At 69.0% G+C, this 14,198-nt stretch carries 12 protein-coding genes; 10 read left to right on the top strand and 2 right to left on the bottom strand.

What is annotated here, in order from left to right; genetic code table 11:
• The first annotated feature begins 7 nt into the window (after window positions 1-7).
• The 10 genes from BMY97_RS24005 to BMY97_RS23960 all read left to right on the top strand — a co-directional run bounded on the left by BMY97_RS24005 (window position 8) and on the right by BMY97_RS23960 (window position 12,558).
• Window positions 8-901, top strand: coding sequence for a sugar phosphate isomerase/epimerase family protein (locus BMY97_RS24005; protein WP_091619990.1), 894 nt, complete (start codon window positions 8-10; stop codon window positions 899-901).
• A 14-nt stretch (window positions 902-915) separates the two neighbouring features.
• The gene (locus tag BMY97_RS24000) at window positions 916-2,034 is read left to right on the top strand and encodes a multicopper oxidase domain-containing protein (RefSeq protein ID WP_091619987.1); all 1,119 of its coding nucleotides are present in this window, start codon (window positions 916-918) and stop codon (window positions 2,032-2,034) included.
• Between the two features lie 30 nt (window positions 2,035-2,064).
• On the top strand, window positions 2,065-6,003 hold the full coding sequence (locus BMY97_RS23995; protein ID WP_091619984.1) for a ThuA domain-containing protein: 3,939 nt from the start codon (window positions 2,065-2,067) through the stop codon (window positions 6,001-6,003).
• 68 nt (window positions 6,004-6,071) lie between these two features.
• Complete coding sequence (locus BMY97_RS23990) at window positions 6,072-7,955, top strand: OmpL47-type beta-barrel domain-containing protein (RefSeq protein WP_091619981.1); 1,884 nt, start codon at window positions 6,072-6,074, stop codon at window positions 7,953-7,955.
• Between the two features lie 136 nt (window positions 7,956-8,091).
• Window positions 8,092-8,391: a YbaB/EbfC family nucleoid-associated protein gene (locus BMY97_RS23985; RefSeq protein ID WP_091619978.1), complete on the top strand. Its 300-nt coding sequence runs from the start codon at window positions 8,092-8,094 to the stop codon at window positions 8,389-8,391.
• The gene (locus BMY97_RS23980; protein WP_091619975.1) at window positions 8,388-8,690 is read left to right on the top strand and encodes a hypothetical protein; all 303 of its coding nucleotides are present in this window, start codon (window positions 8,388-8,390) and stop codon (window positions 8,688-8,690) included. Before BMY97_RS23985 ends, BMY97_RS23980 begins: the two co-directional genes overlap by 4 nt.
• On the top strand, window positions 8,687-9,001 hold the full coding sequence (locus BMY97_RS23975) for a hypothetical protein (RefSeq protein WP_091619972.1): 315 nt from the start codon (window positions 8,687-8,689) through the stop codon (window positions 8,999-9,001). The genes BMY97_RS23980 and BMY97_RS23975 overlap by 4 nt, the downstream gene beginning before the upstream one ends.
• A 34-nt stretch (window positions 9,002-9,035) precedes the next feature.
• Window positions 9,036-9,743, top strand: a complete 708-nt coding sequence (locus tag BMY97_RS23970) for a hypothetical protein (RefSeq protein WP_091619969.1) — start codon at window positions 9,036-9,038, stop codon at window positions 9,741-9,743.
• Between the two features lie 14 nt (window positions 9,744-9,757).
• Window positions 9,758-11,308, top strand: coding sequence for a hypothetical protein (locus BMY97_RS23965; protein WP_091619967.1), 1,551 nt, complete (start codon window positions 9,758-9,760; stop codon window positions 11,306-11,308).
• Between the two features lie 32 nt (window positions 11,309-11,340).
• Window positions 11,341-12,558: a cytochrome P450 gene (locus BMY97_RS23960; protein WP_091619964.1), complete on the top strand. Its 1,218-nt coding sequence runs from the start codon at window positions 11,341-11,343 to the stop codon at window positions 12,556-12,558.
• A gap of 9 nt (window positions 12,559-12,567) precedes the next feature.
• Here the strand turns inward: BMY97_RS23960 and BMY97_RS23955 are convergent, their stop codons facing one another.
• Entirely contained in the window at window positions 12,568-13,164 is a 597-nt protein-coding gene (locus tag BMY97_RS23955) for a malonic semialdehyde reductase (protein WP_091619961.1), read from the bottom strand.
• Window positions 13,165-13,184: 20 nt separating this feature from the next.
• Entirely contained in the window at window positions 13,185-14,195 is a 1,011-nt protein-coding gene (locus tag BMY97_RS23950; RefSeq protein ID WP_143086275.1) for a hypothetical protein, read from the bottom strand.
• Window positions 14,196-14,198: the final 3 nt, after the last annotated feature.

The raw sequence follows: 14,198 nt of genomic DNA, 5'->3' as shown, positions 1-14,198 counted from the left end.
GGTCCCCATGTGCGGTGAAGAAGCCGAAAAGTTCCACTCCCGGCGCTCGGTGCTGCGTGGCGCGGCGACGGCGGCGGTCGCGGTCGGCGCCGCGGTCGCGTTGCCCGGTGTCGCGGGCGCGGCGAGTGCCCAGAGCGCCCAGGAGTCCGAAAGCTCCGGCCACGGGCGGCACCGGATCCCGGTCGACAAGATCAGCATCCAGCTCTACTCCCTGCGCACCGCGCTGGAAGCCGACCTCGAGGGCACGCTGTCCGCGCTGGCGGACATCGGCTACCGGAAGGTCGAGCTGGCCGGGACCTACGGCCGTAGCGCCCAGGAGTTCCGCGGGCTGCTGGACAAGAACCACATCCAGGCCTCGTCCACGCACGTCGGCATCGACGGCGACCTCGACCAGACCATCGCGGACGCCAAGGTGCTCGGGAACACCCGGGCGAACGTGCCGTTCGCGGCCTTCGACACGATCCAGGGCTGGAAGGACTTCGGCGGCCGGATGGACGCGGCCGCGCGGGCGTTCCTCAAGGCCGGGATCCCGCTCGGCTACCACAACCACGCCCACGAATTCGCCGCGATCGACGGCGTGCTGCCCTACGACGTGCTGCGGGCGAACACCAACAAGCGGCTCGTGCACCTGGAGATCGACCTGTTCTGGGCGGTGGACGGCGGGGCGGACCCGATCGAGGTGTACCGCAAGAACTTCCCGAGGACCACGCAGTACCACGTGAAGGACCGGACCGCCGACGGCCAGATGGTCGACCCGGGCCAGGGGGTCATCGACTTCCCGCGCATCTTCCGGGCCACCCGGCCGAACCTGGCCGAGTACATCGTCGAGCACGACCAGCCAGCCGACCCGCTGAGCACCGCGCGGAACGGCTTCGAGTACCTCCGCCACCTCCGCTTCTGACTGGGGAATCCACTATGGACAAGAAAGCCAAGGGCGGGCTGTCCCGCAGAGCGGTGCTGGCGGGGGCCGCGGCCGGCGTGGTGGCGCCGGTCGCCGTCGCCAGCGCCGCCGGGTCTTCGCTGGCCGCCGCGGCCGGGCTCACCCGGCAGCTCACGCTCTACGCCGACTACGTGCCCGGCACCACCCGGGTCGGCTACGGGCTCGAGCCCGGCAAGCCGACGATTCCCGGGCCGCTGCTGGAAATGTACGAGGGCGACACCTTCGAGATCGAGCTGGTCAACAACACCGACCAGCGCCTGTCGATCCATCCGCACGGCGTGCTCTACGACACCGAGTCCGACGGGTCGCCGTTCAACAACTCCTTCAACAACCCGGGGGAGACCAAGACCTACACCTGGAAGACCCGCGCCGCGTACCAGGCGGCGAACGGGCTGTGGATGCCCGGCAGCGCGGGCTACTGGCACTACCACGACCACGCGTTCGGCGGCGACCACGGCACCGTCGGCCTGCTGAAGGGCCTCTACGGCGGCCTGATCGTGCGCAAACGCGGGGACCTGCTGCCGAGCAAGACGTTCACCGTGGTGTTCACCGAGATGTGGATCAACCACCAGACCGCCCCGGACACCCCGATCTTCGAGGCGAACCTGGGCCAGCGCGTGGAGTTCCTCTGCATCGGGCACGGCAGCCTGATGCACACGTTCCACCTGCACGCGCACCGCTGGGCGGACACCCGCACCGGCATGCTCACCAGCGCCACCGACAACGCGCCGGTGATCGACAACAAGACCCTGGACCCCGGCTGTTCGTTCGGGTTCCAGGTGATCGCCGGCGACGTCGTCGGCCCGGGCGCGTGGATGTACCACTGCCACGTCCAGCAGCATTCGGACGACGGCATGTCCGGGGTGTTCCTGGTGCGGGGCGCCGACGGGGGCATGCCCGCCGGCGCGCAGGACGCGATCGACCGGTTCAAGGGGCACCACCACGGGACCGCGGCGGCCGAGCCGCCCACCGGACCGCCGCCCACGGTGGCCACCGACGCTTCGGCCAAAACGGCCAAGGCCTCGATGCCGGGCATGGCCGACATGCCGGGCATGGACATGTCCGACATGGACATGACCGGGCACCAGCACTAGTTCCCCGACCATCACGAAAGGAGCGAGAGAATGAGACGAAACGTCTCGCAACGCTGGTTCCGCAGACGGCCGTTGGCCGCATTGGCGGTCGGGGCGGTCGTCGCGGCGGGGCTGCCGTTGACGATCACGCCCGTGGCCCAGGCCGCGACGAACGTGCCGATCGACGTCCTGGTGTTCCACGGCGCCGCCGCGGACCAGAAGGACCCGGTCCTGCGCGCCACGGACGCGATCACCAGCCTCGGCCAGGCGAACGGGATCACCGTGTCGTCCACTTCGGACCCGGCGGTGTTCAGCCCGGCGGGCCTGGCGAAGTACCGCGGTGTCGTTTTCCTGTCCGCCCAAGGCGTCACGCTCAACCACGACCAGGAAGCCTCGCTGCAGGACTACATGAAGGCCGGCGGCGGTTTCCTCGGCCTGTCCGACGCGGCTCGCGCGCAGGACGGCTCACAGTGGTTCTCCGGGCTGATCGGCGCGCGCCCGGCCGGCTCGCGGGCCACGGTGACGGTCACCGCGAGCGGTGAGAACCCGCCGGGCGAGGGCAAGGAGAACCTGGCCGACAACAACCCCGACACCAAGTGGCTGGCGTTCACCCCGACCGGCTGGGTCGCCTACCAGCTGACCGCCCCGACCGCGGTCAGCAGCTACGACCTGGTGTCGGCCAACGACTTCGAGGGCCGCGACCCGAAGAACTGGACCCTGCAGGGCTCCAACGACGGGAAGACGTGGACGGATCTGGACACCCGGACGAACGAGAAGTTCACCGAGCGCCTCCAGAGCCGCACGTTCACCTTCACCAACACCACGGCCTACTCGAACTACCGGCTGAACATCACCGCGAACGGCGGCGAGCCGCTCGTCCAGCTGGCCGACTTCAAGCTGGCCGCCGACCCGTCGACCCCGCCGCCCCCGGACCCCGCTCCGGCGAAGGCCACCGTCGACGTGCTCGACAAGCTGAACCCGGCGACCGCCGACCTGCCACAGAAGTGGGAGCGCACCGACCGGTGGCCCAACTGGGAGGTCAACCCGGTGGGCACCGTGCACACGGTCGCGCAGGTCGAGGAGGCGGGCTACACCCCCGGCCCGGGCGCGAACGGCCCGTTCCACCCGATCTCCTGGTGCCGTGACTACGACGGCGGCCGCTCCTTCTACACCGGCATGGGCCGGACCGAGGCCAGTTACGGCGAGGCCGAGTTCCGCGCGCACCTGCTCGGCGCGCTGAAGTGGACCACCGGCATGGTCCGCGGGGACTGCAAGGCCGGCATCGCGGCGAACTACAAGGTCGAACGCCTGACCGCGAAGAACCAGCCCGGCCAGCTGGACCAGATCGGCGAGCCGCACGGGCTCACCATCGCGCCCGACGGCAAGGTCTTCTACATCGGCAAGGCGGCCTGCCCGACCGGCCCGGTGGTCAGCTGGGACGACCCGAACGTCGGCCTCGGCTGCGGCACGATCCACCAGTGGGACCCGGTCACCAAGAAGCCGAAGCTGCTCACCACGCTGGCGGTGATGGGCAACCGCGGCTCCGGTGACGAGCTGGTCAAGAACGAGGAGGGCCTGGTCGGCCTCACGCTGGACCCGAAGTTCAGCGAGAACGGCTTCATGTACGCGTACTGGATGCCGCACGACTCGATCGACCGGGTCAAGCAGGTCGGCAAGCGCACCATCTCGCGGTTCACCTACGACCTGAAGAACCAGACGCTGGACCAGGCCACCCGCAAGGACCTGCTGTCCTGGGAGGTCCAGATCCACAGCTGCTGCCACGCCGGCGGTGGCATGGACTTCGACAAGGACGGCAACCTCTACATCGGCTCCGGTGACAACAACTCGTCACAGGGCTCCAACGGCTACTCGGGCAACAACTGGACCGAGGAGTACCAGGGCCTTTCGTTCCAGGACGCGCGCCGCACCGCGGGCAACACCAACAACCTGGGCGGCAAGATCCTGCGGATCCACCCGGAGCCCGACGGCACGTACACGATCCCGGCGGGCAACCTGTTCCCGGTGGGCCAGTACCCTGCCGACAAGACGCGCCCGGAGATCTACGTGATGGGCGTGCGCAACATCTCCCGGCTGCACATCGACAAGAAGACCAACCTGCTGCACGCGGCGTGGGTGGGCCCGGACGCGTCCTCGCCGAGCCCGGAGCTCGGCCCGGCCAAGTACGAGACCGCCACGATCATCTCCCAGGCGGGCAACCAGGGCTGGCCGTACTGCATGGGCAACAAGCAGCCCTACCGCGACCGCAGCAGCACCAACGCCGCGGAGCTGACCGGCTGGTACGACTGCGACAACCCGGTCAACACCTCGCCGCGCAACACCGGCCTGGTGAACCTGCCGCCGGTCAACAAGAACATGATCTGGTACGCGCCGGACGGCGGCGGCCCGGTGTTCCCGAACCGGCCGAACAGCGCCATCCCGACGTACAACGCGGCCGACGCGACCTACACCGAGCCCTACCTCAAGGGCGGCGGCCAGGCCGTGATGGACGGGCCGACCTACCACCGCGACCTGGTCAACACCAACAGCGGTTCGGCGTGGCCGGCGTACTGGAACGACAAGTGGTTCATCGGCGACGAGAGCAACGGGCAGAACCGGATCGCGGTCACCGTCGACCCGAACGGGGTGCCCAAGCAGGACCCGCCTCTGTTCGCCGAAACGCTGCGGCAGATCCTGCCCTCGGGTGGCGGGGACCAGAAGCTGCAGAGCTGGATGGACGCCAAGTTCGGCCCGGACGGCGCGCTGTACATGCTCGACTACGGCAGCGGCTTCTTCACCCTGGACAACAACCAGAAGCTGCTGAAGATCAGCTACATCGGCGGCGACGCCACGCCCGCCGTGGCCGCTTCGTCGACCCAGGTGCAGAACAAGCCGCTCACGACCGCGTTCACCGGGTCGAAGTCCGGCGGCGTCTCCTACAAGTGGGAGTTCGGCGACGGTGCGGTGTCCACTCAGGCCAACCCGCGGCACACGTACCCGACGACCGGTCTCTTCACCGCGAAGCTGACCACGACGTACGCCAACGGCGAGACGGCGACCACCAAAACACCGGTGAACGTCGGCTGTTTCCTGGCTGATCCGAGTCCGACGGTGACGATCGGCGACACGGACACGGCGGTCCCCAACCGCAACGCGGGCGGTGGCTGCACGGCCGACGACCTGATCGACGACGAGAGCACGTGGACCAGTCACGCCGGTTTCGTGAACCACGTGCAGCAGGCCGTCGACGCGCTGGCGGACCGGGGGGTGGTGAACGATGCCGAGGCGGACAAGATCAAGGCCGTGGCCGCCGCCTCGCCGATCGGCAACAAGGGCGTCACCGGTTACGACGCGATTTACGACGGCACGGCCGAATCGTTCCGGAATTGGTCACAGGCCCCTTCGGGTGAGTTCACGATTCAGCCGGACGGCTCGCTGAAACCCTCGGGCGGGCTGGGCATGCTGTGGTACTCGGCGAAGCAGTACGGGAACTTCTCGGTGAAGCTCCAGTTCAAGGACGTCGCGCCCACGGGCAGCGCGAACAGCGGCGTCTTCGTCCGGTTCCCGGATCCGCGGACCCCGCTGGAGCAACGCCCGCCGGGCAGCTGCGGCACCACCGGCTCGGCCCGGACCTCGCAGGCCTGGGTGGCGATCTACTGTGGACACGAGATCCAGATCTACGACGGCGCCACCGGCGAGCCGCAGAAGACCGGGTCGGTGTACAACTTCGACCCGCAGACGATCGACCACGCCGGCGTGACCCCGAAGGGAACCTGGAACGATTACGAGATCAAGGTCGTCGGGCAGCACTACACGATCATCCGCAACGGCGCGGTGATCAACGAGTTCGACAACACCCCCGGCCAGGTCTCCTCCCGTGAGGGCGATCCGCCGACGGATCTGCGGCAGTTCGTCAACGGGTTCATCGGCCTGCAGAACCACAGTGACAACGACCTGATGGAGTTCCGCAACATCCGGGTGCGGCAGCTGTAACGCGGAGCCGGCCGGGCGCGGTCATCTCCCGCGCCCGGCCGGTTCCCTGTAAGGAAGGTTCTCCCGCGATGTCCCCAAGAAAACTCGTGGTGACCGTGCTGGTCGCGGCGCTCGCCCTGCTGGGGCTGGCCTGGCCGTCCTCGGCCGTGCCCGCGCCGGCCGCCCCGGTCCAGACCCTGACCTGGACGGCGGGCAACAGCACCGACCACTACCTCAGCGCGCCGGCCACCGCCGTGGCCGGGGAGACGCTGGTCCTGTTCAAGAACACCGAAGCCCTCGGCTCGACGATGACGCACACCCTGACGTTCGACACGACGACCCCGGGCTACAACCACGACGTCGACCTCAGCATCTCCGCCAACCCCTACGACGACCAGAACGGCGAGCACCAGGCGACCATCACGCTCACGCCCGGCAAGTACCGGTTCCACTGCGTGGTGCAGGGCCACGAGAAGATGGTCGGCGAGCTGGTCGTCACCGGTGAGCCGCCGGTCGACACCACGCCGCCGACGGTGGTCGCGAATGTCACCGGGAACAAGGACACGGCGGGCAACTACGTCGGCTCCGCGACGGTGAACCTCACCGCCACGGACACGCAGTCCGAAGTGGACAAGATCGAGTACCAGCTGGACGGCGGCGCGTGGACGACGTACACAGCGCCTGTGGTGGTCAATGCCGTCGGCTCGCACATGGTCCACTACAAGGCGACCGACACGGCCGGGAACGTCTCGCCGGAAGAAATGGCGTCGTTCGCCGTCGTCAACCCCAAACCGGGTGACACGACACCGCCGACGGTCACCGCCTCCGTCGCGGGCGACAAGGACGCGGCGGGCAACTACCTCGACACCGCCACGGTGACGCTGACCGCGGCGGACAACGACGGTGGCTCCGGCATCGACAAGGTCGAGTACAAACTCGACGAAGGTGCCTGGATCGCCTACACCGCACCGGTTCCGGTGACCGCGCCGGGGATGCACATGTTCCACTACCGCGCTTCCGACAAGGCGGGAAACTCCTCGGCGGAGGGCATGGAGCACCTGACGGTCGTCAGCAGCGACACCACCGCGCCGACGGTGACCGCGACTGTCGCGGGCACCAAGGACGCGGACGGCAACTACGTCGGCAAGGCGACCGTCACCCTGGCGGCTGCCGACGCCGGCTCCGGTGTGGACAAGGTCGAGTACAAACTGGACGGTGGCGATTGGCTCGGGTACACCGAACCCGTCGCGATCACGGCGGTCGGCGCGCACACCGTGGCTTACCGGGCGACCGACAAGGCGGGGAACGCCTCGGCCGAGGCCACCTCGTCGTTCACGATCGTCGCGGGCGGCGACACCGTCTCGCCGGCAACGTCCATTGTGGTCAGCGGCAACCTTGATGCCGACTGGCGCTACATCGAGACCGCGACCGTCACCCTGACCGCGGAGGACAACGCCGGCGGGTCCGGGGTGGACAAGATCGAGTACAAGCTCGACGACGGGGCGTGGACCACCTACACCGAGCCGTTCGAGGTGACCGGGCTCGGCGCGCATTCGGTGTGGTACCGGGCCTCCGACAAGGCGGGCAACGTCTCGGGGGAGAAGGGCGGGTCGTTCCTCATCGCCGCCGCCCCGCCGGGGCCGGACCTGTGTCCCGACTCGGACGTGCGGGACACCGTGGTCCTCGGGGCGGCCGACAGCCAGGTCGAGAACCGCGACGTCGGCACCGGGTGCACGATCAACGACACCATCGACGACGAGTCGGAATACGCGTCGAACAGCCAGTTCGTCGCTTATGTCCGTGCGGTGGCACAGGAACTGGTCGACAACGGGGTGATCTCGGCCCAGGAGCGGGACCGGATCATCACCGCGGCGTTCGACTCCGGCATCGGCGGCACGTCGGACTTCGTCAAGCCGCAGCCGAAGAACCCGGGCCTGACGAAGCTGGAGAAGAACTCCGCCCGGTACCTCTGAGCCGACCCCTGAACGACCCGGCCCCGCCGGTGGACCCGACGTCCGCCGGCGGGGCTTCGTCGATCGTGAAGCCTGGTGTTTCATCGGGATTTCATGGGCGTCCCGTAGGAATCAGCCGAGAACAGGAGGCTGAGGGATGGCGCTGACCCCCGAGCGGGCCGAAGTGCGGCAGCGGCTGGCCGAGCTGGAGACCGAACTGATCGCCGCCCGGTTCACCGAGCGGCCGGCCGAAAGCAGCGTGTCCGCCGTGGTGGACGGCAAAGGCCGGCTGATCGAGGTGCGCATCGAGGACGCGGCGCTGCGCGGCGCCCACCCCGAGCGGATCGGGCCGGGCATCGTCACGGCGCTGGCCGCCGCGCGGGCCAAGGCGAGCACCGCGGCGGCGGAGCGGATGGCCGAGCTGAGCGACCCGGAGACCGCGGGAGGCGGGCGGTGAAGGCCAATGACCAGTTGTACGCCCACGTCCAGGAGATCGAGGCGGACCTGCACCGCACGAAGGCCGCCGTCAGGGAAGCGATCCAAGCGCGGTTGACGGTGCCGATCGGCACCGGCCTCGGCACCGTGACGGTGACCGGGGCCGGCGCGCTGGTGTCCGTGGACGTCAGCGCGAAGGCCCCTTGGATGGTCGGCGCCGAGAAGCTGGCCGCCGAGATCACCCGGGCCATCCGGCAGGCCGAACAGCAAGCCAGAGCGAGCCGGCTCGCGTCGGCCGCCGGGAACGGGAGTACTCGATGACCAACGGATTTTCGGTCGACGTGCAGGCGCTGGGGAAGGTCGCGAAGGCCTACCAGGACGCCTCGGACCAGTGGGTCCGGCTGCTGAAGGACCTGGAGGGCTGGCACCTCGGCAACGGCGATCTCGGGGTCATCGGCAGGCAGGCCAACGTGATCGGCGATTACAACACCGCGGTGCAGACCATCATCGGCAAGGTGCAGACCAGCGTGACGAATCTGCAGGCAGCCAGCAAGGGGCTGGACGCCGCGGCCGAGCATTACCAGAGCATCGAAGACGCTTCGACCGACGGCCTGAACAAGATGGCCCACTGACCCGATTCCCGTTCGACTGCGAGGAAATTCCCCGATGACATCCCCTGTCGGCGCACCGCCGGGAAAACCGGCTTATCCCGATGAGAACGACAAGACGATCCGGGACTGGGCCGGGCTTCCGCTGATCGGTGACCAGAATGCGATCGACACCCTCAACCTGATCAAGAACCAGTTGTTCGGCGACGCCGACAAGGTGTGGGCACTGGGGAAGACCTGGTCGGCGTACACGACGCTGGGCAACGAGATCTACACCATCCAGGAAGCCACGAACAACCTGTCCGGCGACTGGACCGGAGACGCGAAAACCCAGTTCGACACGTTCAACGGCAATGTGCTCACGGTGCTGGGAAAAGACCAGGGCGTGATGACGCAGATGGGCGTCGCGCTCGCGACCTGCGCCGGGCAGGTCTACACGACCTACGCGAACGCGATCAACGACATGAAGGACTGCGCGAACGCATTGGTGAAAGCCGCCGCCGGCGCGGGTCTCAGCTGGATTCCCGTCGTGGGTGAGGTGCTGGACGTCGCCGTGGTCGACGAGTTGTGGAACGCGCTCAACAGCTTCGTCAGCGGGGTCGAGACGCTGATCAGCCAATCGGTCGCCCAGTACGGGCAGTACAAGCAGAGCGCCATGAGTTTCATCGGCCAGGCCGCGTTGTTCTCGGCCATCGCCGCGCCCGGTTCGAAGATGGGCTCCTCGGAGTTCTGGACTCCGACGAGCCCGATACCCGGCAAGGGCTGACGGGAGGACGTGCGATGACCGCCGCGGAAACGACCTCGGACAGTGCGGCCGGGGGACTGCTCGCCGAGCTGACGTCGATCGGCGCCGCGGCACGGGGACCGGGCTGGGCCGTGGGCGACCTGGGGTCCTGGAGCGGTGATCTGGGCCGGCTCGACGCGACGGACAGCCCGCTGTCCGCTCTCTCCGCCGCCGGCTTCGGCGCCGTCCGGCAGCTGGTGTCGTTCCTCGAGGATCCGCTGAACCAGCTGGCCGGCAACTCGGGTTCGGTGACCTCGGCGGCGCGGGACTCGAGCGGGACCGGGGACGAACTGGCGACGCTGGCCGGGTCGTACCGGGCGGCCGTCCGCGGGGAGACCACCGACTGGTCCGGTGACGCCGCCGACGCGTACCGGACGGCCGGCGCGGACTACGCGGACGGGATCGCGGCCATCGGCCAGGCGGCCGCCGCAGTGGGCAGCGCGATTTCCGGTGCGGGCGGAGCAGTGGCGCGAACGGCGCGCGGGGTTCGCCAGGACATCACCGACGCGGTCGCGGAAATGCTGCCGATCCTGACCACGGCCCGGGCACAGGCCGGAGCGACCCACGGCGCCAGCATGGCGGCGGCGATCCCCCAGTGCGTGCGGATCGCCGAGTCGTACGCGCAGCGGATCCTCGCGCGGATGCGGGCGCTGCTGTCCAGCGGGCAGAACCTCAAGGGGCTCGTCGACAAGGTGGTGTCGGCGATCGAGGCGGTCGAGCGGGCCCTGCGCTCCCGGGCCGACGGGCCCGCCCCGGACGGCAAGCAGCAGACCTCCGATCCGGGCACCGGCGGGTCCTCCGGAACCGGCTCGGCCGATGCCACGGCGAGCACTTCGGCGCAGACTTCGGCCGACCAGACCTCGTCCGGCCAGACCACGGGTGACCAGACAGCATCCGACCAGACAGCGGCCGGCCAGGCCACGAAGAGCGGGTCCACCGGGTCGGCGGCCCACACGTCCGCAGGGACCGGGCTGGGCGTCGGCACTTCCAGTTCCCCAGCCAGTTTCCCGGTCACAGCAAGCCCGGGCAGCACTTCCGTCTCTTCGGCGCCCGTGGCCGTCCCGAAGTCGAGCGGGCTGGTGCCGTCCCTCGCCGGTGACCAAACGCCTTCCGGCATCACCGGCCGTGGTCCGATCGTCGGCCTGCCCGGCAACAGCGGCCGTTCGACGGGCGGCACCAGCGCGGCCAAGACGTCCGCGAGCGGGGCGACCGGCGGCGGGATGATCGGCGGCCAGCTGGGCGCCGGCGGTAAGCGAGCCGAAGACAAGGAACACACGAGCCCGGCCTGGTTGCGAGGGACGGAGGGCCTGTTCGATCCCGACGAACCGGTGCTGCCCGCGGTGATCGACACGCCACTGGACCCCGAGGACGACGTCGACGAGATCGTGCCGCCTCGCCGTCCGGCGCCGGTCGAACCGAAGCCGGCGGCCTTGCCACAGCGGGAAGAAAGGGAACCGGAAGACGAAAAGAAGGCAGAGCCGGTCAAGATGACTTGGCGGATGTCCGAGGACGGGGAGCTCGAACTGGTGCCGAGTCCGGCCCCGTAGCCTCGCCTTGGTTTTCTGGCAGACTCGGGGATATGACGACGCCGGCCGTGACGCTCCCGTCCTATGACCTGTTCAGCGCGGAGGCGCAGAGCGATCCGACGCCGTTGCTGCACCGGATCCGGGCGGAGAGCCCGGTTTGCTGGGTCCCGGAACTCGGCGCGTACCTCCTCACCCGGCACGCCGACGTCGTCGCGGCGCTGCGGGACCCGCGGCTCGTCTCCGGCAACCTGACGCAGGGCCTCGACCAGCTGACCCCGGCCGAGCAGGCGGAGCTGATGCCGATGCGCAAATCGGTCGAGCTCTGGATGGGCCACACCAACGAAGCGGACCACGTCCGGTTCCAGCACCTGCTGAAGCGGTACTTCACCCCGGCGATGGTGAACGGCCTGCGCCCGCGCGTGCGCGAGTTCACCGACGAGCTGCTCGACAACGTGGCGGCCGCCGGGAAGATGGACGTGGTCGAAGACCTGGCCTATCCGTTGCCCGCCAACATCATCGCCGAGATGCTCGGCATGCCCATCACCGACCGCGAGCGGTTGCAGGCCTGGTCGCGGGACATCCTGTCGATCTTCCTCATCGCGGACGCCGACAAGCTCCGGGCGAGCCAGCGCAGTGTGCTGGAGATGCAGGACTACCTGCGGGTGCTGGTGGCCGATCGGCGCGCGGAGCCCCGCGACGACCTGCTGACGATGTTCGTCGAGGCCGAGCGGGACGGCAAGGTCACCGAGGACGAGATCGTCGCGAACTGCCTGCTGCTGCTGTTCGCCGGGCACGAGACCACGGCGAACCTGATCGCCAACGGCCTGGTGCTGCTGTTCGAGAACCCGGATCAGCTGGCGCTGCTGAAGTCCCGCCCCGAGCTGATGCCGTCGGCCGTCGAGGAGATGATGCGCTGCGACGGCCCGGCCGGCGTGATCTCCCGCGTCAGCGCGGAGCCGGTGGAGATCGCCGGGCACACCTTCCCGGCCGGGGATCGCTTCTACCTCGGGTTGAGCGCGAGCAACCGCGACCCCGAGGTGTTCGCCGAGCCGGACCGGTTCGACATCACCCGCAAACCCAATCACCACATGGGTTTCAGCATGGGCGCGACGTACTGCCTCGGCGCGGCGCTGGCCCGCGTGGAGACCGACGAATGCCTTCGCACGGTGCTGGAGCGCCACCCCGACCTCCGGGCCGATTACGAGACGCCGGACTGGCGCCCGGTCATGCCGCTCGGCCACCACCTGGACAGCTTGGCTGTGCGCTTCTGACGCCCTTGATCAGACCGTGGCGACGACGAGGTCCTGCTCGAGGCGCGGGCCGCGCGGGAACCAGGCGTCCGCACCGGGTTTGCCGATGTTGACCACCACGAGCGTCTGGTAACCGCTCTCCGCGAAGAACTCCTGGTCGACGGCCTCGGCCAGCAAACCGGTCATCGGCCCGGCGGCCAGGCCGGCGGCGCGCACGCCGAGGATGAAGTAGCCGATCTGCAGGCCGGCGCTGATGGATGCTTCGGCGAAGCGGCTTTCCTTGCCCTTGAACAGATCCTGCGCGCCGGGGAAGTGCGGCAGCTGGGCGGGCAGGTGCTCGTGGAACTCCGGGTCGTAGGCGAGCACCGCGACCAGCGGAGCACTGGCGGTCTTCTCCTTGTTGCCGTCCCACAGATGCTTGACCAAGCGCGCGCGGGCCTCGGGCGAACGCACCAGCAGTATGCGCAGCGGCTGGGAGTTGAACGCGGTCGGGGCGTACTTGATCAGGTCGTAGATCGCGCTCACTTGCTCGTCGCTCACCGGCTCGTCGGTGAAGGCGTTCGAGGTGCGGGCGTCGCGGAACAGGAGATCCTGCGCGGTCTTGTCCAGGGCGAAGTGCTCGGTCATCGTTCGTTTCCCGTTCTCGGTCAGGCGGTGGTCAGGGGTGCTTCGGCGGCGAGGCCGACGAGCGACTGGTAGGCGGCGTCGCTGAAGAGGCTCGCGTCGTAGATGGCGGAAAGGCGGCTGATCTTTCCGGCTTGGTCGAGTTCGATGGCGGTGTGGCCGCGGCGCATCGGGGCGGCGACGGGCGCCGCCGACCACTCGTAACCGCCGCCCTGGCCGCTGCCCACGACGTGGACCACCGCGGCACCCGGGCCGTACGGGAGCTTGCCGAGCGCCCGCGTGTAGTAGCGCTGGGCCTGGGGTTTGCCGCGGAGACGGGTGTGCGTGGCCAGGTCCTCGTGGACCACCTCGTCGGACATGAGGGAGACGGCCGCGGCGGCGTTGCCTGCCGCGAACGCGGCCTGGAGCGCCCGGGCGGCCTTGACGACGGCGGGGCTCGCGTTGGTGACCGAATCGCTGAAGTCGGGGGGATAAGCGCTGCCGATGGTGTTCGGCTTGAGCGAGCCGCGGCCGTCCCAGAAGTCGACCCAGCGGACGATTTTGTGGTCACGGTCGAAGGTGACGGTGGACAGGGCGCGGATCTCCTGCTGGAAGAACTCGGGCGTGTCCATGAACTCGATCGCGGCGCTGCACGCGTCGCCGACGATGCGCAGCGGGTAGGAGAGCGCGGCGGCGGGCAGGGTCGCGAAGAAGGGAGTGAAGAAGGTGCTCAGGTCCTGCCAGCTGGACATGGCGACGCCCAGGCTGGCGTCGATGTAGACGGTCTTCGCCGTGGAGAAGTGCGAAAGGAAGCCAGCGGCGTCGTGCCGGCTCTTGGCGCTGAAGACGTCACGGAAGATCGCGGCGACTTCGGGCGTGCAGTGCGAGGTGTCCGTGACACCGGATGGGTACGGGAGCGTCCCGCCGGTGGTGGTGGCCGCCCGCGCTGTTCCGGCGGTGAACATTCCGGTGGCGCCGAGAGCCGCCACTGTGACCGCCCCGGCCACGGCTCCGGTGCGGAGCATTGTCCGCCGCGACATACCTTGCTGGTCCATGTG

Origin of the sequence: Amycolatopsis saalfeldensis (assembly GCF_900110575.1) — a bacterium.
In the GTDB taxonomy this organism is placed as follows: domain Bacteria; phylum Actinomycetota; class Actinomycetes; order Mycobacteriales; family Pseudonocardiaceae; genus Amycolatopsis; species Amycolatopsis saalfeldensis.
Note: the sequence above shows the minus strand (reverse complement) of the source record. Positions and strands in the feature narration are given on the sequence as shown.